16 protein-coding genes are annotated in these 20,062 nt (G+C 56.3%); 3 read left to right on the forward strand and 13 right to left on the reverse strand.

The window, feature by feature from the left end; translation table 11 throughout:
- The first annotated feature begins 138 nt into the window (after positions 1-138).
- Both CSQ89_RS07325 and CSQ89_RS07330 read left to right on the forward strand, forming a co-directional pair.
- A complete protein-coding gene (locus CSQ89_RS07325; protein WP_158228933.1) occupies positions 139-1,161 on the forward strand; it encodes a sensor histidine kinase in 1,023 nt (340 codons plus the stop codon).
- Positions 1,158-3,593 (forward strand): two-component system response regulator, encoded by a 2,436-nt coding sequence (locus CSQ89_RS07330; RefSeq protein WP_099405521.1) that lies wholly within the window; start codon positions 1,158-1,160, stop codon positions 3,591-3,593. The genes CSQ89_RS07325 and CSQ89_RS07330 overlap by 4 nt, the downstream gene beginning before the upstream one ends.
- A gap of 131 nt (positions 3,594-3,724) precedes the next feature.
- Here the strand turns inward: CSQ89_RS07330 and CSQ89_RS07335 are convergent, their stop codons facing one another.
- The gene (locus tag CSQ89_RS07335; protein WP_099405522.1) at positions 3,725-4,906 is read right to left on the reverse strand and encodes an MFS transporter; all 1,182 of its coding nucleotides are present in this window, start codon (positions 4,904-4,906) and stop codon (positions 3,725-3,727) included.
- Positions 4,907-5,000: 94 nt separating this feature from the next.
- On the opposite strand from CSQ89_RS07335, the gene CSQ89_RS07340 reads away from it, so the two are divergent.
- Complete coding sequence (locus tag CSQ89_RS07340) at positions 5,001-5,822, forward strand: AraC family transcriptional regulator (protein ID WP_099405523.1); 822 nt, start codon at positions 5,001-5,003, stop codon at positions 5,820-5,822.
- Here CSQ89_RS07340 and CSQ89_RS07345 read toward each other — a convergent pair.
- The 12 genes from CSQ89_RS07345 to asnB all read right to left on the reverse strand — a co-directional run bounded on the left by CSQ89_RS07345 (position 5,815) and on the right by asnB (position 20,059).
- The gene (locus tag CSQ89_RS07345) at positions 5,815-7,026 is read right to left on the reverse strand and encodes a carboxylate--amine ligase (protein ID WP_099405524.1); all 1,212 of its coding nucleotides are present in this window, start codon (positions 7,024-7,026) and stop codon (positions 5,815-5,817) included. The two genes, CSQ89_RS07340 and CSQ89_RS07345, sit on opposite strands and share 8 nt — an antisense overlap.
- A 1-nt stretch (position 7,027) precedes the next feature.
- Positions 7,028-8,134: an acyltransferase family protein gene (locus CSQ89_RS07350; protein WP_099405525.1), complete on the reverse strand. Its 1,107-nt coding sequence runs from the start codon at positions 8,132-8,134 to the stop codon at positions 7,028-7,030.
- Positions 8,135-8,143: 9 nt separating this feature from the next.
- Positions 8,144-9,100 carry a polysaccharide deacetylase family protein gene (locus tag CSQ89_RS07355; protein WP_099405526.1) on the reverse strand — a complete coding sequence of 319 codons (957 nt, stop codon included), beginning with the start codon at positions 9,098-9,100 and terminating at the stop codon, positions 8,144-8,146.
- On the reverse strand, positions 9,097-9,702 hold the full coding sequence (locus tag CSQ89_RS07360; protein ID WP_099405527.1) for an arsenate reductase/protein-tyrosine-phosphatase family protein: 606 nt from the start codon (positions 9,700-9,702) through the stop codon (positions 9,097-9,099). The genes CSQ89_RS07355 and CSQ89_RS07360 overlap by 4 nt, the downstream gene beginning before the upstream one ends.
- Before the next feature lie 78 nt (positions 9,703-9,780).
- Positions 9,781-10,743: a polysaccharide deacetylase family protein gene (locus tag CSQ89_RS07365; RefSeq protein ID WP_099405528.1), complete on the reverse strand. Its 963-nt coding sequence runs from the start codon at positions 10,741-10,743 to the stop codon at positions 9,781-9,783.
- A complete protein-coding gene (locus CSQ89_RS07370; protein WP_099405529.1) occupies positions 10,740-12,062 on the reverse strand; it encodes a putative O-glycosylation ligase, exosortase A system-associated in 1,323 nt (440 codons plus the stop codon). The genes CSQ89_RS07365 and CSQ89_RS07370 overlap by 4 nt, the downstream gene beginning before the upstream one ends.
- Positions 12,055-13,434 (reverse strand): phenylacetate--CoA ligase family protein, encoded by a 1,380-nt coding sequence (locus CSQ89_RS23105; protein ID WP_099405530.1) that lies wholly within the window; start codon positions 13,432-13,434, stop codon positions 12,055-12,057. The genes CSQ89_RS07370 and CSQ89_RS23105 overlap by 8 nt, the downstream gene beginning before the upstream one ends.
- The gene (locus CSQ89_RS23110; protein ID WP_233202983.1) at positions 13,431-14,564 is read right to left on the reverse strand and encodes a glycosyltransferase family 4 protein; all 1,134 of its coding nucleotides are present in this window, start codon (positions 14,562-14,564) and stop codon (positions 13,431-13,433) included. Before CSQ89_RS23110 ends, CSQ89_RS23105 begins: the two co-directional genes overlap by 4 nt.
- Complete coding sequence (locus CSQ89_RS07385; protein ID WP_233202985.1) at positions 14,561-15,505, reverse strand: transglutaminase-like domain-containing protein; 945 nt, start codon at positions 15,503-15,505, stop codon at positions 14,561-14,563. Before CSQ89_RS07385 ends, CSQ89_RS23110 begins: the two co-directional genes overlap by 4 nt.
- Before the next feature lie 107 nt (positions 15,506-15,612).
- Positions 15,613-16,929, reverse strand: coding sequence for a nucleotide sugar dehydrogenase (locus CSQ89_RS07390; RefSeq protein WP_099405531.1), 1,317 nt, complete (start codon positions 16,927-16,929; stop codon positions 15,613-15,615).
- A complete protein-coding gene (locus CSQ89_RS07395; protein ID WP_099405532.1) occupies positions 16,926-18,140 on the reverse strand; it encodes a TIGR03087 family PEP-CTERM/XrtA system glycosyltransferase in 1,215 nt (404 codons plus the stop codon). Before CSQ89_RS07395 ends, CSQ89_RS07390 begins: the two co-directional genes overlap by 4 nt.
- Entirely contained in the window at positions 18,137-20,059 is a 1,923-nt protein-coding gene (gene asnB, locus CSQ89_RS07400) for an asparagine synthase (glutamine-hydrolyzing) (RefSeq protein ID WP_099405533.1), read from the reverse strand. The genes CSQ89_RS07395 and asnB overlap by 4 nt, the downstream gene beginning before the upstream one ends.
- Positions 20,060-20,062 lie beyond the last annotated feature (3 nt).

A 20,062-nucleotide genomic window follows, 5' to 3' on the forward strand; every position in this document is an offset into this window, starting at 1 on the left:
CCACCTACCATCGCCGACAAGCCCGTTGCTGTCGCCGCACCAAACGTGCTCAGCAAATAGTCGGTGTACAAATCGAGTTCTTTGTTCTTCATGGCGACAGGTTATCGTATGCACTGCGTAACATCAGAACGTAAGCAATTGGAAGATCACTTCCGCCAGGCGATTCAAGAAGCCCCCAATGCGATGATCCTAATCAATACAAATGGGGAGATTGTTCTATTCAACCGCCAAGCTGAAAATACCTTCCTCTACCGTGCACATGAGGTATTAGGGAAATCAATGGAAACCCTGGTGCCGGAACGCTATCGACCCGCTCACCAGGCATTGCGTAGTGGCTATATCGCCCATCCAGAAGCACGCCCAATGGGATTGGGCCGCGAACTATATGGGCTACGGCAGGATGGCACGGAATTCCCGGTGGAAATTGGCCTTACGCCCATCGATGCCAATGAAGGCCGAATGGTATTGGCGGCCATTGTTGATATTACGGCCCGTAAAGCCGTCTTATTGCAAATAGAAAATGCGCTGCAAGAAAAAACTGTTCTTTTGAATGAGATACACCACCGGGTAAAAAACAACCTTCAAATCATCATCAGCCTGTTGAATATGCAAGTGAATACCATGGAGGACGGCGGTGCCCGAAATGCGCTGATGGATAGCCAGATCAGGGTGCGGTCCATGGCGCTGATTCATCAACTACTCTATGAGAGACGCGATTTTTCTCGCGTGGAATTAGGCGAATATATACAAAAATTTGGCCAGTTATTATTAAGCACGTTTGGTTCAACACTTAAGAACAGCCAGCTGAAGATTATTACCAGCCCCGAACCCATTCATATCGAACTGCAACGTGCCACGCCTTGCGGGTTATTAATCAATGAACTGGTCACCAATGCCATTAAGCATGCCTACCCTCATGGTGAAGGCACCATCTGGGTTAAGCTGAATAAGATTGACGAGAAACTGGCTTTATTGGTGGTTGAAGACCATGGCGTAGGGCTTAAGGAAAAAACAGCACCCGTCACAAATAAATCATTGGGTTTACAACTGGTGCCCATATTGGCCGAACAGATAGGCGGCTCGATAAACTGTCATGACAACCAACCAGGTGTGCGATTTGAAGTATGTATCCCATTAATTGATGAAAAGAACGAACTATGAATCCCATTCGCGTGCTGGTTGTTGAGGATGAGCGCATCATTGCCTTCGACTTGAAGCAGCAATTACAAACAATGGGTTATGACGTCTGCCAAACCGTAGCAACCGGCTTGTTGGCAATTCAGTACGCCATGGAATTGAAACCCGACATCATCCTGATGGACATCAACCTGGAAGGAGAAATGGATGGCATTGAAGCCGCACGACAAATCCATCAGGAAATCAGAACGCCCATCGTATTTCTGACCGCTTACGCGGAAGACGCCACCTTGCAACGGGCGGTTGCTGCGCTACCTTATGGCTATTTAATCAAACCCGTTTCACCTCGGGAATTGAATGCCACACTGAAGATGGCCACTGCACGCTATACAGAAAATAAAAGGATGGAAAGTAGTTCCACGCAAGTTAATCAGGCTTTATCCGCCGCCTCTCTTATCAATATATGGGAATGGAATACAGCTTCTGAGAATTTCCAGATATACAACCTGACTGGCTCTAATTACTCCGCCACCTGTACACCCATTAATGAGCCACTTTCCCGTTTTTATAAACGAATCGACGAACGTGATGTTGAAAATATCAAATCCACCATTGAACGGGTTCGGCGGGAAGGGGGTAGTGTCAATGCGATTTTTCGGGAAAACAGCGCTGACAACCAGCCTCGGTGGATCGAAGTACATGCAAAGAAGCTGGAAAGTGAATCGCCTAATGCCGCCCGCATTGTCGGCGTTGAACAGGATATAACGGAACGCCGTAAAAATGAGGAATGCCTGCGTCAAGCAGCGGCGGTTTTTGAATCCACCGCCGATGGCATCATCATTATTGATAAAGAATTAAAAGTCATCTCTGTCAATCCGGCCTTTTCTCAACTGACTGGGTACAGTGCAACAGAAGCACAGGACTGGGACAGCGCGGAGACTTTATATTCCCAAGCTCATAGCGAATCCTTTTTCCAACAGCTTATTGATATAAAAGGCCAGCAGTGGCAAGGGCATATCCGCTATCAAAAGAAAGACGGTACGGCATTATCGGTGTGGGAAACGGTGAATGTGATTGAGGGTGATGAGGGCCTCATCAATTATGTCTTGGTATTTTCCGACATTGGCGCCATTTTATCAATTCAGGAGCGACTGGAATATCTGGCAAAGCATGATTCACTCACCAATCTCAGTAACCGGCGGATGTTTATCGACCGATTAGGTGTTGATATCGGTCGGTGCCTGCGCAATGCCAAATCACTGGCGGTAATGTTGATCGATCTGGACCATTTCAAAATGGTCAATGATACGCTTGGCCATGCCGCAGGAGATTTACTCCCAAAGGAGGTAGCGGTAAGATTAACGTCCTGCACACGGGAAACTGATACCGTAGCCCGATTGGGTGGTGATGAATTTACCATTGTCATCAGCGACCTTGAAAATCTAGGCATTGTCGATAAAATTGCGCAAAACATATTGGAAAAACTCGCCCAACCATTTCGGTTGGGTGATGAAATCTGTTATATCAGCGGCAGTATAGGTGTCGCCGTCGCCCCGGCAGATGGTTGTGAAACGTCATTGCTGGTCAAAAATGCCGACCAGGCCATGTATGAAGCCAAAAAGAATGGCCGAAATTGCTATCGGTTTTTCGAACCCTTTATGCAAAAAGCCGCAGAAAGCCGGCTACTTATTTCCAACAACCTACATAACGCTATAAAGAGAAACCAGTTCTGGCTTGCTTATCAACCCATTTTCAGTTTGAAAGACCGACGCCTACATAAAGCAGAAGCCTTGATCCGGTGGGACCACCCGCAATATGGCGTCATCGACCCCATGACCTTTGTAAAGATTGCCGAGGAAACCGGGTTTATTTCTGTTATTGGCGAATGGATTCTTGTTGAAGTATTAAGTAAATTGCAGACATGGCGCAAAACGGTACATGACCTGCAAATCAGTATTAATATTTCCCCACTTCAAATCCGTAATCGGTCCGGCAAGCTGGATTTGGTCAAGGTATTAGACGATATGGCGCTTGACGGGAATGCATTGGTGATTGAAGTAACTGAACACTTGCTGCTTGACGCCAATGCTGCGGTTGCGGATTGCCTCGCCAGTTATCGTAAGAGTGGTATCCAGGTTTCGTTGGATGACTTCGGAACAGGCTATGCATCGCTTGCCGCCCTGAATAAATTTGAGATGGATTACCTAAAAATTGATCAATCCCTAGTAAAGAACCTAGTTGAGAGAAGCCGAAACTTCACGTTATGCGAAACCATGGTCGCCATGGCGCATAAATTGGGGCTGAAGGTAGTCGCAGAAGGTGTAGAAACAAAAGAACAGGCCGCCTTGCTCACCACGGCTGGATGTGACTATGCCCAAGGATTTTATTTCTCACAACCGATGAATGCGACGAGCTTTGAGCGGCTGTTTACCCAGAACAATTCTTCCTACTTATAAAAAACTGTCTAAAGTCTGCGGCACATCAGCAATACGGCGTTGAGAATACCCTCAGAATACGCATTTACCATTTGTAAATGCCGAACCCCCAGAGGCGTTTGCAACACTGAATCGCCGACGCCTGGGCATGATTAAAGAGGTTTTGACAAGCGGCGCAATGCCGGCCACATAGCCAAGCTGACCATCAGCATGACCATGGGCTGAAACCAAAGCCCTGGCTGATACAAAGTACCCACCAAGCCCAAACCACCTGCGATCGCCAGGTAATACAACAGGCTGAACAACGCGCCCGCACTTCCTTGTACCGACCGGTAGGTAAGCAGCGCTGTCGACAGCACATTGGGTATCGCACAGCCATATGCGACCAGCAGCACAGCCTGCGTCAGCAACAAACCCGCTGCCGTTGCCACAGGCATATCTCCCAATAAGTAGACGCACACCCACTGCAGCACCGAACCAGTAATGCTTGCGAACACCGCGTACCGGACCAGCCTGGCAGGCGTATGGCGCTGCAAAGCATGGCGATTAAGCCAGGCACCGCCCCCACTGGCCGCCGCTACCATCAGTCCACTCGCACCGAATAGCCAATGCGGCATACCCAGTTGCGCTAGGGTGAACGGCGCCAAGGTGTAATAACCAAACAGCAGCAGATTAAACCCCGCTACCAGCACAGCCGAAGCAAGGATGTGCCGATCTGCCAGTACACGCCTCGCCACCTGTATAAAAGGCGGTGGCGGTGGTTGGTCAACCGGTTTCGTTTCAACCAAACGGCTGCTGGACGCCAGCAGCAACAGGGCCAATATGCAGAGGGCGGCAAACACCCCGGTATGGCCATAGGCTGCCGCCAACAATGCACCAGCTGGCGGGCCAAGCGCTGGCGATAACGACAGTACAGCCGCTGCGGTTGAGAACACCACACCCAGCGCAGCACCTTGGTAGGTATCACGCAAGATCGTCTGCACCACGATAGACCCGGCACTCGCACCGAAAGCCAGCAGCATTCTTGCCAACAGTAATACCGTGAAATCAGGGGCATACAAGGCAAGCAATGCGCCACCGCCATAACAGCACAATGCTGCCCACAAGGCTGGGCGGCGCCCCCAATGGTCGGCCAACCGGCCCCAGTAGACGACGCCGGCAGCAAATGCGATGAAATAGATGCTCATCGTCCACTGTGCCTGCCCGGCTGTGACATTGAACACCCGGGCAATATCCGGCAATACCGGGGCATAAATCGTTTCGCTCAGCTGTGGGAACCCCAACAGCAACATTAACAACATCAGCGGCGGGCCCGCTGTTTTACGCGTATCCATAACTACTCCCAACAATAAGCTGTGGGAGATTGTAGGGAATTCATATACGGCGCATTATCGATGTTATGTCAAAAAGCATTGCAAATAAGACAATATGCCTCGCTACCTTTCGACTACCGCCCCCAACCCCGACACACTGCCGGTGCCACTGGCCGGTTTCGCCATCGATACGCCCGCCCCGCATGATTCGGGCCTGCATTGCCACCAGCGCGCCCAGTTGCTCTATGCGGTAAGCGGGGTGCTGCAAATCCAGGTGAACAACCTATGTTGTGTGCTCCCGCCACATATGGCGGCGTGGATACCCGCAGGTGCGTCGCACCAAGCACAGGCCACCAAACCCTTTGCCTACCGCAGCCTGTATTTCGACCCAGCTGCTTTCACAAGGCTGCCAGCCAAAGCGCAAATCCTGGCTGTTGACCCTCTCTTACGGGAGTTGATCGTACGCATTGCCGAATGGCCGCTAGCACCGGCAGACCCATGCCAACAGCGGCTAATCGAAGTATTGCTGGACGAAATTCAAAATGCGCCGGTAGCACCGCTAAGCCTACCCTTGCCTGAAGACCGACGGCTACTACGCATTACAGCGCTGCTGATGAATGAACCGGGCAACCCCGCGACACTGGACCAACTCGCCACCCAGGCCGGGGCCAGTAGCCGCACCATCAACCGGTTGTTCCAAAACCAGACCGGTCTGAGTTTTTCCGCGTGGCGACAGCAGCTGAAAATCATGGCTGCAAGGCGATATCTGGCCGAAGGAATGAGCATCACGGCAACCGCCGTGGCCTTGGGTTATGCGCAGGAAAGCGCCTTTATCGCCATGTTTCGCAAGGTGACGGGGAAGACGCCAGGGCAGTTCAAGCAGTCGGGCTTAGAAGCTATTCAAAGTCTCGCGAACTTCGCGGAAACTGCTATCTGAAACGTAATGCCCCGCGCAGTAAGTTGGTCAAGTCTGCCCAGAAAGGTTTGGGGTCGTTCCAGCACCACACGTAATAGCGCACACCAGGGCGGAAGAAATCGATGACAAAACGGGTAATTTCAGCCATAGGTCGTATCGAAAAAGACCGGTCGGCAATTTTGTCCGGTTGCAGGCAAATCCGCACCAACCGTTTCAGCTCGGTTGCCACCATACGACAACGTACATCGCTACGCGGTGCAGGCAGGGCGCTGATGGGCAAACCACTGCCGACCTGATAGCTTAGTAAAGCGAAGTCAGCCTGGGCATACAGCGCCAGCGGGTAGCTGCCCCAGAAGCGGCCGTTTATTTCCATCAACACGGCGCGTTGACTGACAGGGTCGTAACGGTATTCAACCATGGCGACCCCTTCCCACCCGATGGCACGCAGCAAGGCGATGGATTTTTCCTGTAAATCCGCATGCTCATGTAGCGGTAAGGCGTCGCATACGCTGGAAAAGCCACCTTCCGGTGGCCACTCGGCGATACGCCGATGCTGAAAGCGCCGCAACGCCTGCCCTTGGTGCATGAAGAAAAACTGCCCTAACCCATATCCGCCGCAATATGCCTGCACCAAGGGCCACGCATCGATAACGCTATAGCGGTTCAGCGCTGCCAGCAGCGCCTCGGCCGAATACACATATTCCGCCTTGATCAGACTTAACCCATGCTGGGCCAAAAGAGGTGCAATCAGGTTGGGGTCTTTCCACTTCAATACAGCAGGCAAGGTTATCTGTTGGGCCAATGCCGCCAATTCGGCGTGCGAATGCGGCTCTACCGAGGTAGGAATAGCGATACCTACTTGCTGGGCAGCCTGCAAGGTAGCCTGCTTGTCCAGCACCGTGGCCAACGCCACCGGGTCGGGCAGGATGGGCTCGACCTTGCCGAATTGGCCCCGATGCTCGCTCAGCCAGTTCAAGTTGACTTCCGCTACCGCCATCAAACAGCATGGCCCATAGCGTTCCCCCAGGCTGCGGATGGTCTCCATCAACTCAGGGCTGCGGGCCGTCTTGACCACCACGCCCTCGCTGAGGAATCGGGAATGCAAGCCGATAGCATGCGGGTCTTGGGTAATACCGATCACGCGCACGCCTGCCCGACCTAATTCCCGTACCAGACTCAAGCCGATCTGGGTTTCCAGGCCCAGCACAATGCAGGGGGGCTGCACTCTATTTACCGAGTTCATGCTGCTCTGCCGGGAAAAAACGCCCTAGGCCACGCAACTGCGCTTCCAGCCAATGCCGTAGGGCATGGCGCTTGTTTTCAGTGAAGTGGCCCACAACCAATACCGACACAATCAGCAGCCCTGTCGTCGCCAGCCAATAGCCATAACCGGAGGGGTCGCCGCGCAATACCGCCGCCCAGAATAGGAAAAGCGGCTGATGCAGCAAATAGAGGGTGAAGGTATGCGCAGCCAAAAAGCGTACGGGCCGCTCGACCCTCAGCAGCAAGGGGCCCAGCACCGGGGCAAGCTGCCGCATGCCTACAAAGTTTGCAAACACCAAGAGTGCCAGCAAATAGTCGCTAAGGAAGAACTTCGAGAAGGTCAGCTGGGTATGCCATTGCGGGCCAATGATGCCTTTGAAAACCGCCGTCACCTGCGCCTCGACCTCGTAAGCATGAAATGCCACGATGCCGACGCTGGACAGCACCACCAGCACCACCGCTACCGCCATTGGCAGGGTATGTAGACGCTGCCAACGGTATAGCAGCACGCCCGCCGCCCAGATGGGGGCCAACAGTAAAACTTTGGGGCCCAAGAGCAGCAGCAAGCCCGCTACCGCCCAATACGCCAGCCGCCGCGGCAAAAACATCAATAGACCAAAGCCCACGTAATACCAAAGCTCGTAACAAATCGACCAATACGGCACATTGGAAAAACTGGTGATGGAAACAAACCAGATTTCGTTCAACATTAAAAGGCTGCTGACCGAACGCACCAGGAACTGGTCGAATGGATAGGCATAGATTGCAGGGTAAAGCTGCCTTCCAATGCCATCGAGCAGCAAGGTCAATACTAGCGCCGGCACCGCCACCGAGTACACGCGCGACAGTCGGCTGGCGGTGTATGTCGCCCAATGCTTTTCCTTGGTATCGGTAATGTAGGCAATCACAAAGCCCGACAGCACGAAGAACACAATGACCGAGCTATGCCCATAGGTGCTGGCCGGCAGGATATCGGCTACCAACAAGCGCTGGTTGGAGTGGTAGAGGTACACCAGGCAGGCTGCGATAAAACGGACAGCATCGAGATAAATCGAAAAGGCGCGGTTCATGGTATCGACTCAAAGGCGGCGCAACAGTTGTTCGGCATAACGCCGCGTGGTAGCCAAGGTGCTGGCCCTTGGCATTGCCAACCGGGGTGGCTCGGTCAAAACCGGCTTGCAGTCGCGGTAGCTCACCGTCGGCAAACGTTGCTGCTGCGCGCCCAGAAAGGCACATAGCTGCTCGAAACGACGCACCACAATCGCATCGGGCAACGCACTATCGGGCTTCAGCAACTCAAAATTGTGCGAAACAATCACAAACATCTCCTGCCCACCATGCCACCCATTGAGCATGGCACTACGTAGTTCAGTAAAACTGCAACCCGAAACCTGGGCCGGCTTCTCACGCCCAAACCCATCGCGGAACACGGTAACCGGGTAGCTGTGAACACCCGAGATGAACAAAGGGGACAGCAAATTATGCGTATCGCGCATATCCATGCCGCTAATGGGGTAGAAACGGTTCAGACTGCTGTCAAGATGGATACCGTTGCGTTGCAACGCCAGGAAGGTATCGCGGTTGGCGGCAAAGCTACCGGCGCGAAAAGTCGTAATCGGCTCGGCGCCCGCCTCCAGCAGCATTTTTTTCCCATGGGCAATTAGTGCGGTCTGCTCATCCAGGTCGTAGTAACTCAGGTGTTGGCGCTTGACCTGATTATTGGGGATTAGCGCCGTCGTGATTTCATCGGTCCATTCCGGGTGCAGATGCAATTGCACTTCTTGCCCAGCCGCCAGAATCATCTGCACAATGGTGTCGAGGTATTGCTGGCCAAAGCGAGCAGCAAACAACGGCTCGACAAAGAACACACCGTGCAGACCATGCTGGTTCAATATCTCCAGCGTCTTGGGCAGGGCATAGTCTCCCTGGGCAGACCTGCCATACACATAGCGCTCGAAACTGCTGGGGAATACCTGATCCAAGGCATTCCAGCCATTGCACCAAACCTCCACGTCGAATGTCAGCAGCACCTTCATGGCTGCACACACGGGCTGCCTGCTTGGCGCAACTCTGCCAGCAGGTTGATGACGGCGACGTGGATCAGCGTGAAGCAGGTATAGAAATAGCGTTCTGACAAGGTATGGGGGTCATGCAGGTGGATACGCTTGGGCGTGGCCCAGGCACCCAGCAGGGCGATAGCACGCATCGGAATGCCGCGCGCCAGCAGTTGTCTGGCATGGCGAATCTCCATCACCAACAATAAATCCCCTTCACGGTACTGATAGTCACCGATATCGGTAGCAGCATGCCTGCCCAGGTCGATACCAAACCGTGGGGCGGTTTGCAACGCCAACTCAAACGCCGGTGCACCGGTCGTGGTGGCAAGGCCCAAAGAGCAAACCTTGCCCCCCTGCGCCCGCGCCACGCCTTCGGCAAATGCGCTGCGATTGATATTACCCAGGCACACGAAGACCAGTCGGTGCACGGTGGCCGGCTCAAGCGCTACCCAGGGGTCTACCCTCCCCGTCACCAACTCGACCTGCCCCAATAGGTGGCGAACCCAGCCCCGGAAAGTGCCGTAATTGGTGCGCGTTAGTTCCGCCAATGTTTGGCGGGCGGCTTGGAGTCGTTTAAGCATGGAGAAAGGAAGAGGAAGGGGTAAAAGTAGGCAACACCCTGGGCAGGCTGTCTGGGTAGGCAGAAAAAAGCAGCATGCTCACGCCAGTTGCGCCGCTGGAGCACGCAGATTGTTCAACATGCGCACGCCATAACGCAGGGCAGTACGGTCCCAAGGCTTGAAGCGCGGCAGTTGCAGCGGGTCGCTGGCCTGTGTGGCAGCACCTACTGCGGTGGAGACAGCCGCTTTGAAGCCTGCATGGCCCAGCATATCGACATGCTTGGCATGGTAGTCACGCCCCGGACGGCCATTGGGATAGGCGAACAACGTAACCGGCGCATCCAGCAAACCTTCCAGCTGCTGCTTGCTGCGCATGATTTCGTCGTCCGCCTCCGCATCCGTAATACTGCTCAGAATAGGATGGGTACAGGTGTGTGCCCCAATCTGCATGCCCGCCCGGTGGAGTTGCACTACTTGATCAGACCGCATCATCAAATCGGTGGGTAAGGTCACTGCGGCACGCTCACGCACCGCGTCCACGATCTTTGCGCGGATGATGGGCTCCAGGTATTTGATCTTGCCGATCAATGCATTGATCGCCGTGCGGCGGTCTTCCATGCTCGCCAGCGGGTGGCGGCCGAGGTTCAGGTCGGCAAGGTCCAGCTGTGCCTGGGTACAGGCCCGCACGGTTTCGATGATTGCATCGTTCCACATCCGCCCGCCATCCAGAAACGACGTCGCAACAAAAAAAGTCGCGCTCATACCGTGCCGCTGCAAGATAGGCAACGCATTCACCGCGTTGTTGGCATAGCCATCATCAAAGGTGATCACCGCTGCGCGCCCAGGCAAGGTGCCCGCTTTCAAGCGGCTTGCGGCTTCATCCAACGGTAGGACCTGAAACCATCGCGCCAGCCAGCGCAGCTCTTCGTCAAAGCGCTGTATATCCGGCTCGTCGGGCAACAGCACATCCGGCTGGCTTAGCACGCGATGGAAGGTCAGGATGGAGAGCCGGGCTCTCGGGCCGGCTGGCGACAGCAGCCCTGCAATGCTGCGTAAAATCATGTGCCAGCCCACCCTGCTTTACCCTGCGGTTTATTGAGCCGCTGCACCGGCGCAGCAGAACCAAATGCGCCGCTTGTTTCCGTCTCCCAGCGTTTTTCCTTCAACCACCGTTCCGACACCAGCAACACCACCAGGATGTTGTAGGGTAAGTCGAAATACGAAAGTGCAAGGAAAGCGCCGCCCACCGCATAGCCGATGATGGAAACTTGGCACATCCCCGCCAGATGAAACAGCCACATGGTGTCGGGCCGCTGCTTGGCTTGCTTGCGCACACGGGCGGCGGTGCGCAACGCCAATATCCATACCAGGAGGAACAGCGCCAGCCCGCCCCAGCCATGTTCGCCCAACACCGAGAAATAAATGCTGTGTGCACCCAGAATCAGATTGGGATTCGGGGCGTAGATGGCGTATAGGTCGGGCTGGTAGATGGCGAAACCACCACCCAGGAAGCGATCGTTGGCAAGGTTGTAGGTCATATGCCACGCATTGATGCGGCCCATGGCCGACCCGTCGGTTTCGTAAGTCTGGATCGTGCCCATCCGGTTGCTCCAGCTATCGGGCATGAACGCGAGCAGGCCGGCAGCCACCACCGCCACCATCACGCCGGTCAGCACCTTGCTTTCCGACCGCAACCACAGCACCGCACCCATCGCACAAATCGCCAGTAATGCGCCGCGTGACTGGGTACCGAGCGCGGCGATGGTCGTCAGCACCATCAACACCAGCAAGCTTTGCCGGACCCAGATGCGGGTGGCCACCACCCTCAGGTAATACATCAGCGGAATCGTCATGATCAACGCGACGGCCAACTCGTTATTTCCCTCAATAAACCCACCTGGCGGACCCCATACCCGGGCGCCACCCCCACTGGTAATCGTGAAAATACCGCCCTTGAAGCCATAAAAGCCAATCGACAGGATATTGATCCAGACAAACAGTTCAATATGCTTGCGCTCATACAACACCGCCAAGGCCACCAGTGTCATCAGCTGGATCTTCAACACCTTGTTCAGCTGCATCCAGGAGGCTTCGGTATGCATGGCGAACATGGTCGTCAAACACATCCACAACACGAACAGCAGCAAGACCACGACCGGCGGGCTCCACGGCACCTTGATCTTGTCCTTGGTGAACACCATGGCGACAAAGGTGACGGCCGCAGCTATCGCAGCAAACGGGGCATTATTGGCAAACCCGAATGCCAGCTTGTGCGGGTTCATGATGCTGACCCAGGTCCAGATCAGCACGCCGACCCAAGGCCGGCGCAAAGCATAGAATGACGCCACAAGCAGGACAGCAACCAGCGCCAGATCACGCACGGCCCACCTCCCTCTCTGCCGAGAATGCCGGTACGGCGCTTACCACGTAGCGGAACTTGCCCGAGGCTTCAGCCGCAATTTCGGTCACCTTTTCAACCTGGATATCCACGTCCGCACCCAGCCGCGCTTTGAAGTCGCGCACAATGCGCGCCTCGGCAGCCTCATCAAAACCTGCACCGGCCACCACCTTCACCACCGTCTGCGCCAGCGATCGCTGTTCGATACGGAAGCGCTCCACCCCTGGGAGGTCCCGCACGGTGTAGATCAGCGCCAGGCCATGCATCACCGTGCCATCCTGCGCCACGACAAAGTCCGTTGTACGGCCCTGCACTTCCTGTAACACCGGCAAGCCACGCTCACAGCTGCACGGCGTCTGGCTCAGCACCCCCATGTCACCGGTGCGGTAGCGTACAAACGGAAAATCCCGCGTGCCCAGATGCGTGACGACAATTTCGCCCGCTTCACCCGCCGGGGCGGGGCTGCCATCGGGCAGCAGGGTTTCGACAATGATGTCCTCGGCGCTGATATGCAGGCTGCCAGCCGGGCACTGGTGGGCAATGAAGCCCGCATCCCGCGCCCCATAGCCATTGGCCACCGGGCAACCAAACACGCTGCTGATCAGTTCGCGTTGCTCGTCATACAGTTTTTCGGACGTGACAAAGACTACCTTGATGCCCAGCTTGTCCATGGCGGTGCCTTGCTGCCGGGCGTGCCGTGCAATCAGCGACAGGCTGGACGGGTAACCGAACAACATGGCTGGCCGCTGGGTGCAGATGGTATTCACGAAGCGGTCGAGATTGACTGCCGACATTTCAAATGCGGGCAGAAGAAAGCTACGCATCAAGCCATCACGCATGCGCCGCACTCTATCTTGTGCGCCCAACTCAATCGGGCTGCCCCACACAACGAGTTCCCTATCGCCGATATCCACACCCCACCAACGCGTGGCACGCCATTTGGCTGCCACATCGTGGCTCTTGCGGCCTTTGCCCATGTAGAAAATCAACGGTTCACCCGACGACCCACCGGTGTTGTAGCGGGTTAGGGGGCCATGCCCCTCGGCCTTGAGCTGCTCAACATGCGCGCGAATTTCCGGCTTACCCAGACGAGGCAACTGGCGCAAGTCTGCGGTACTACGTACCTGGGTTGGATCAAACCCAAGTTGATGGAAAAGATCGCGGTAGTACGGCACGCGCTGGCCAATTTCAGTCAGAAACGCCCGCAGGCGTTCGGCACGATAAGCCTCCAATTGCTCGGCCGTCCACCATTGGCTCGCTTCCAAGCGGCGGCGCAGGGCGACTGAATCGTGACCCTTCAAGCGCTCGTGCAGCGGGAAAAATACGCCGGAACAAAGCGTGGTATAGACACTCACGACATACTCCTTGTTGCCGCAGCACGGCGATAGGCATCCAGCCACTGTTCACGCACTTGCGGCCAGGCATAGCGCTCGGCTTCATCCCGCCCGGCTTGGCGCAGACGCCCCGCCAACTGGCGGTCTTGCAGCACTCGCAGTACAGCAGCACACATCGCCGCCGGGTCGCCTATCGGCACCAACAAGCCTGATACCCCGTCGCTGAGCATATCGGGGATGCCACCAGCGCAAGTGCTCACCACCGGCACACCACTTGCGAAGGATTCGAGGATGGAAATCGGCATGTTATCGACGGTGCTCGGGTTGAGCATGCAGTCGGCCTCGGCATAGAGCCTGGGGATATCGGCGTTTTCGATGCGCCCGGAAAAATGTACGGCCTTGCCCAAGCCTTGTTCGGCCACCAATACTTGCAGCTTCGGCAAATCTGGCCCACTGCCCGCTACGGTCATTCTGGCAGCTGGGAAATGTGTCCGTAATTGCGCAAAGGCCAGGATGGCGGTAGGAATATCGTAGATCGGCTCCAGATTGCGCGTCACGACAATGTGGGGTGCATTGCCGAAATGACGTAGCGGCCCGGCGGAAAAACGTGACAGGTCGATGATGTTGGGAATAACTTCGGCACCCAAGCCGTAATTAGCAAATACCCGCAGCAGAAAATTGGACGGTGTTACCCGCAACGCCACCTTGCCCAGCATGCGCAATACATAACGAGGGGCCGATTCAAAGAACGGGGCGGCATTACCCCCCCGGTAGTTGATGACCACTGCACATCCACGCAACCGTGCCAGCCACACGGCCGGCGCGGTAAAGAGGTGCCACGCCCAACCGGAATTCGCCAGGATATGCAACACCTCCACCCGCCCCAGCGCCCCCCAAAGCTGCCATAGATAAGGCAGCAGGCGGAAACCCGCGCGGATAACCGGTAAACGACCAACCCAAGCGGGCTGATAAGGCGAATTGGTGCGTACATGCTCAATCGGCAAGCCCTCGGCGCGCAGCAAACGCACCAATTGCTCACATTGATTGGCCATGCCGCCCGATGGCGGCGGCAACGGGCCGACGATCCCGACACGCGGCAAGACCACACCCTGCTGGTTTTGTGTCGCCATGCCCGCCTCCCATCGCTTCATGGCGTTGCCTCGCCACGATTCTTTTTCGCGCGCCTAGCGGCTGCCCAGCAAAAAACCAGGCCAAGCGTCGCCAGTACGCTGACCACAAACAGTACACGTAAGCGGATGTGCAATGCCCACATCGCTTCCAGCTGACGCATATTGGCCGGCTCGGCCAGTACCTGGACATGCGGTTGCACCCCTTGCACGATGCCACCGACTTGCTCCAGGGACCGGTGCATGTCGCCCAGCGCCTGCACCAGCCAAGCCTGGTCGTATTCAAATACATTGTTACCCCACCACAGGTACCACTCGTTCAAGCCACGCCGATAGTAATCCCACGCCTTGGCTTCTTCGACATAGCCGGGCCGGGCCGTGGGCACGACGCGGTGCATCTGGATGCTGTCCGGCTTGGTCAACATGGCTTGGCGAAACGCCAATGCGGACAATATTTGCCCGTCCGGCCCTGTGAAATAGGCATTGTTGAAGATATCAACCAGTTGCCACTTACGTTGCTGCCGGTTCCATATCTCCGGCCAGATATGGCCGTATCCGCCAAACCCATCGAAGGAAAACGCCCATTGCCGCACAGGTATGTCCGCAGCCAACGCCAGGGCCGAGAAGGTACGCACAAAATCACCGCAATAACCATTACCACGCTCAGTAATGTCACGATAGGTCGACAGCAAGTCGTCCTGAACCGCACCACCACGCAACGCCGGCGCGCTGCTCAGCAAGTCCTTGCTGATGACAACCACACGTTGCCAATCGTCCGGCAATGCAGCCAAGCCCAGCGTATTTGCCTTTTCCACAAAGAATGGCATGGGCGGACCCGGCTCCAGCTTAAAGTCTGCCGGTGGTGCGTCAGGCGTCCAATTGAAGTCCACGCTGCGGATGTCCTCCATCACCCAGGCATTGCGTAGGCGGACCAATTCCGTGCCGCCACCCAGCACATAGGGCATTAGGAATGCTGCACACATCAGTAGGATACCGGCGCAAACCCAAGCGCCTCTTCGCCAATTACGCCCCGGTTGCACCGCCTCCGGCATCATTAGTTGCTCTGCCGTGGTTACCAACACAAGCCCTCCACCTCGGCATGGATGGCCCCTACATTAGGCAGGCGGACCAGATCGAGCAGCAATTGTCCGGGCTTGCATATGCTAGCCAAGGTTTCGGCAACAGCCTGGCCCGACAAGCCCACGACGAGCACCTCCGACTCCGCAATCACATCCGCCAGCTCGGGCCGTAGCAATTGGCCGATGTGTGGCAAGGTAGTTTCGATGTAACGCCGGTTGGCCCCCAAGAGGCGTGACAGATGCACTTCCGGGTCATAAATCGACAGTTGCATGCCTTTGCCGATCAACTGCTCGGCCAGCGTCACCAAAGGGCTTTCGCGCAGGTCGTCGGTGCCGGTCTTAAATGAAAGGCCGACAAAGCCAATCTTGCGCTTCCCGCTATCAAGAATCTTTTGCAACGCTACGTCGAGATGGGCGCGATTCGACGGCATGATGCCGGCCAGCATCGGGATTTCCACATCATGCTTCTTGGCCAGATACGTCGTGGCACGCAGGTCCTTGGGCAGGCAGGAACCGCCAAAGGCAAAGCCCGGCTTAAGGTAGGCCCGTGAGATATTGAGTTGCGTATCCTGGCAGACGAGGTCCATCACTTCGAAGGCGTCCACCCCCAGCGCTTCGCACAACCGGGCGGTTTCATTGGCGAAGGTGATTTTCAGCGCATGGAAATTGTTGCAGCAGTACTTCATCATCTCGGCTGAACGCACCGAGGTTTGCAGGAAATTACATGGCAGGTGGCCGAACAAGGCACGTAGGCGTTCTACCGGGTAGGCATGGTTCGCGCCAACAATGGTAAAGGGCGGCTTGTCGTAGTCGCGAATCGACGAGCCCTCGCGCAGGAATTCGGGCTGGAAGCAAAGATAGAAACCTTCACTGTCCTTCTTGCCCGAAGTGCGTTCGATAATGGGGCGCAAGACATCTTCCACCGTGCCCGGCACCAGGGTGGAACGAAACACCACCACATGGGGCTCGGCCTTGCTGCCAATGGCGACGCCGATCTGCTCGGCCAGCCGCAGCACAGCACCTTGGTCCTGGCTGCCATTAGCAGCGGAGGGGGTACCTACGCACACCAGCGAGATGTCGCTGCCCAATACGGCCTCCTGCGCATCGGTGGTGACCGACACCTTGCCGCTTTTGGCTACCCGCTCCATCAATTCAACCATGCCCTCTTCCACCACCGGCGTCTTACCGGCGCGGATCAGGTCCAGCTTGGTTTTTTCAATATCGACGCCGATCACCTCATGCCCATCGCGCGACAAGCAAGCCAGCGACACGGCCCCCACATAACCCAAACCAAAGATGCTTATTTTCATTGTTTCTCCCCTCGTTTTTCGCTGAAATTCTTTACGCCGCGCGCGATGATGGTGTCCAGCCGCGCCATGGAATGGGGCCACGCATGGTGACTAAGCATGCGCTCGCGTCCAGCCTCGGCCAGCCGCTGCCTTTCCGCCGGATCATCCACGACACGCAGAATCGCCTGCGCCAGCTGTTCGGGTGTATCGGCCACCAGTAAATGGGATTCGGCATCGGCATCGACGCCACCGGCAGCGATCGTGCTGGTCACCACGGGCACACCCATGGCCATGGCCTCCAGAATCTTGTTTTGAGTGCCGCGCGCAATATTGAGTGGGGCCACCATCAGCGCGGACTTGCGTATATAGGGCCGCACATCGGGCACCGAGCCCGTTACCGTTACACCGGGCAGCTCGCCCAGCTTGCGCATCGCGGGCGTTGGGTCTGCCCCCACGATCAGCAGTTTCATCGTGGGCTTTTTGGTACGCAGCAAAGGCCAAACCTGCTCGCAGAAGCGGCTCATACACTCCTGATTGGGGTAATAGTCCATGCGGCCGATAAAGCTGATGGTTTCGACATCGTAGGGTTCGTCAACCGGGCAGAAAAAAACCGCGTCGACACCATTGGGAAACCAGTCTGTCGCCGCGCCTGTGCCATAGTCGTTCAGGGTTTCCCACTCTGCCCGCGTTGTAGCAGTACAAAGGTCGAAACGCTTGGCGAGCCGCTTTTCCGCCGCCAGCATCTTGCTGCCTTCCAAGCGGTAACCGAGCGAAATCGGAAACGGCTTGTAATTGGCGTACTCGAACCACTTTTGCGAATCCATATCGCCAAAATCGAGAATCTTGGGGATGTCCTGCACATGCTCGACATACTGCGCAACCGAGGAGCAATGCACGAAAATCAAATCCCACTGTTTCTCGGCCAGCAACTTGCGCACCTTGCCCGCCAGCTCGGGCGAGTAAAAAAACCCCATCGATGAGGGTGTGGTGATAGGCAGGCGGGCCACCATACGCAGTGCCTGGACGGGGTTCCACACCTGGCCGACTTCAAACTGGTCGCAATGCGGAGCAATGCCCTGCCCTTCCACGGCTTCTTCGGGGCTACGTGCCAGCGAACACACGGTGACCTTATGCCCCTGGCTGCTCAGGTGCCGAATCATGTTGAATGGCCGGATCTTGCCGCCACGCTTGGGCGGAAAGGGGAAACGATGGCAGACGTAAAGGATATTCATGCAAGGTAACTTTTCAGTTCATCGGCGACATCCGCGGGTTCACGCCGGTCGAGGTAGATACGGCTCCACACTTCCAGATTAAGCAGCGCAATCAACGCTTCGGTGCCATCCACGCGATTCGAAGCATGATCCGCCATCAGTTGCTGAATGGCATCGCTGCGGAACAACCCACGGGTACGGATCACCTCGGGGGACAGCAAGCGCTGCAACAGTGGGGCCAATTCACGCTTGAGCCATGCCCCCATCGGGGTGCCGAAACCGCGCTTTTTGCGATCCAGAATTTCTGCCGGCAGCATGTCGGATACCGATAGCTTCAGAATGTGCTTGAGACGACCATCGCGAATCTTGATAGCAGAGGGGATCGCCGCCATCAACTCAACCAATTCATGGTCCAGCAAGGGCACCCGGCATTCGAGCGACACGGCCATGCTCATCTTGTCGGTCAGCAGCAGGATGTCGTCTGGCAGTTGGGTTTCAAGGTCCACCGCACACATCCGGTGCAGCTCGTCGCATTTGCCTACGCGGTCAAACGCCGCTTGCAATGGGTCGGGCCCCGCCGTGTCGTGCAACAACATCGCCGCAACGGCTTCGCGGCCCAATACCTGCAGGTAGCTGCGATAGCGCTCGTCTGGCCCGAATTCGGTCGAGGCGAGGAAGCTCTTGGCCAACCGCAGGGTATTGAGTAAACCGGAATGACGATCTGCCGGCAAATGCTTGGCTGCATAGCTGGCCGAGCGGCGCACCCAAACCGGCAATGCCTGAAAGCGCTCGGCATAGTGGCCGCCTAGATAACGCCGGTAACCCGCGGCGATTTCATCCCCACCCGCGCCGGAGAGAATCACCTTCACATCCTGACGGGCAAATTCCGATACCAGGAAGGTCGTGATAAAAGCGGTATCGGCAATCGGCTCATCCATATGCCAGATCAGCTTGGGCAACAAACCCACCACATCGGGCTTGACCATAATTTCACGATGCTGCGTGCCAAACAGCTCGGACACCTGGCGTGCATAGGGCAGTTCGTTGTACAGCGCCTCAGCCTCGCCACCTTCAAAACCAATGGCATAGGTGCGGATAGGCTGGTCGGCATGCTTGGCCATCATGCCTACGACAGCACTCGAATCCACCCCGCCCGACAGGAACGCACCAATCGGCACATCACTGACCATCTGCATGCTGACCGACTTTTCCAGCTGGGTGCGAACGCTGCTCACCCACTCTGCTTCAGTCAATGTGGTGTCGATACGGTCGGGCAATTGCCAGTAGCGCCATTCGCGTATCTGGCCATCTTCAATGGCCAGCAAGGTGGCCGGCGGTAGCTTGCGCATGCCTTTGAAGATGCAGCCAGGTGCGGCCACATAACCAAGCTGCAAGTAGGATGCGAGCACGCTGCGGTCGAGCTCTGCCGTTACACCGGGCAACGCCAACAGCGCCTTGGCTTCGGTGGCGAAGGCCAGGCGTTGGCTATCCTGCATCACATAAAGCGGCTTCACCCCGATGCGGTCGCGGCCTATCAATAGTCGGCGGCGGCGTGCATCCCACAAGGCGAAGTCAAACATGCCGTTGAGGCGTTGCACAAAGGCATCGCCCTCTTCGGCATATAAATGCAGCATCACTTCAGAATCGGAACCCGTCTTGAAGACATGGCCCTTGGCCAACAGTTCGTTGCGCAACTCGCGATAGTTGTAGATCTCGCCGTTGCACACCAACCAAAGCGTTTCGTCTTGATTGGACAAAGGCTGGTGCCCACCGGCAAGGTCGATGATCGACAACCGTCGCATCGCAAAGCCGCATGCCCCGTCGATATGCATGCCTTCGTCGTCCGGGCCGCGGTGCCGGGTGATATTGCCCATGGCCGAGAGCAGGTCGGGGGTAACGCGCTGGCCATCAAACCGGTAAAGTCCGTGTATGCCACACATGGC

It is taken from the genome of Chitinimonas sp. BJB300, from assembly GCF_002735695.1.
Classification (GTDB): domain Bacteria; phylum Pseudomonadota; class Gammaproteobacteria; order Burkholderiales; family Chitinimonadaceae; genus Chitinimonas.

Coding starts and splice junctions, on each gene's coding strand:
- CSQ89_RS07330 (WP_099405521.1), top strand. CDS start 1,158: ATGAATCCCATTCGCGTGCTGGTTGTTGAGGATGAGCGCATCATTGCC.
- CSQ89_RS07335 (WP_099405522.1), bottom strand. CDS start 4,906: ATGGATACGCGTAAAACAGCGGGCCCGCCGCTGATGTTGTTAATGTTG.
- CSQ89_RS07340 (WP_099405523.1), top strand. CDS start 5,001: ATGCCTCGCTACCTTTCGACTACCGCCCCCAACCCCGACACACTGCCG.
- CSQ89_RS07350 (WP_099405525.1), bottom strand. CDS start 8,134: ATGAACCGCGCCTTTTCGATTTATCTCGATGCTGTCCGTTTTATCGCA.
- CSQ89_RS07355 (WP_099405526.1), bottom strand. CDS start 9,100: ATGAAGGTGCTGCTGACATTCGACGTGGAGGTTTGGTGCAATGGCTGG.
- CSQ89_RS07360 (WP_099405527.1), bottom strand. CDS start 9,702: ATGCTTAAACGACTCCAAGCCGCCCGCCAAACATTGGCGGAACTAACG.
- CSQ89_RS07365 (WP_099405528.1), bottom strand. CDS start 10,743: ATGATTTTACGCAGCATTGCAGGGCTGCTGTCGCCAGCCGGCCCGAGA.
- CSQ89_RS23110 (WP_233202983.1), bottom strand. CDS start 14,564: ATGAAGCGATGGGAGGCGGGCATGGCGACACAAAACCAGCAGGGTGTG.
- CSQ89_RS07385 (WP_233202985.1), bottom strand. CDS start 15,505: ATGCCCTATGTGCTGGGTGGCGGCACGGAATTGGTCCGCCTACGCAAT.
- CSQ89_RS07390 (WP_099405531.1), bottom strand. CDS start 16,929: ATGAAAATAAGCATCTTTGGTTTGGGTTATGTGGGGGCCGTGTCGCTG.
- CSQ89_RS07395 (WP_099405532.1), bottom strand. CDS start 18,140: ATGAATATCCTTTACGTCTGCCATCGTTTCCCCTTTCCGCCCAAGCGT.
- asnB (WP_099405533.1), bottom strand. CDS start 20,059: ATGTGTGGCATACACGGACTTTACCGGTTTGATGGCCAGCGCGTTACC.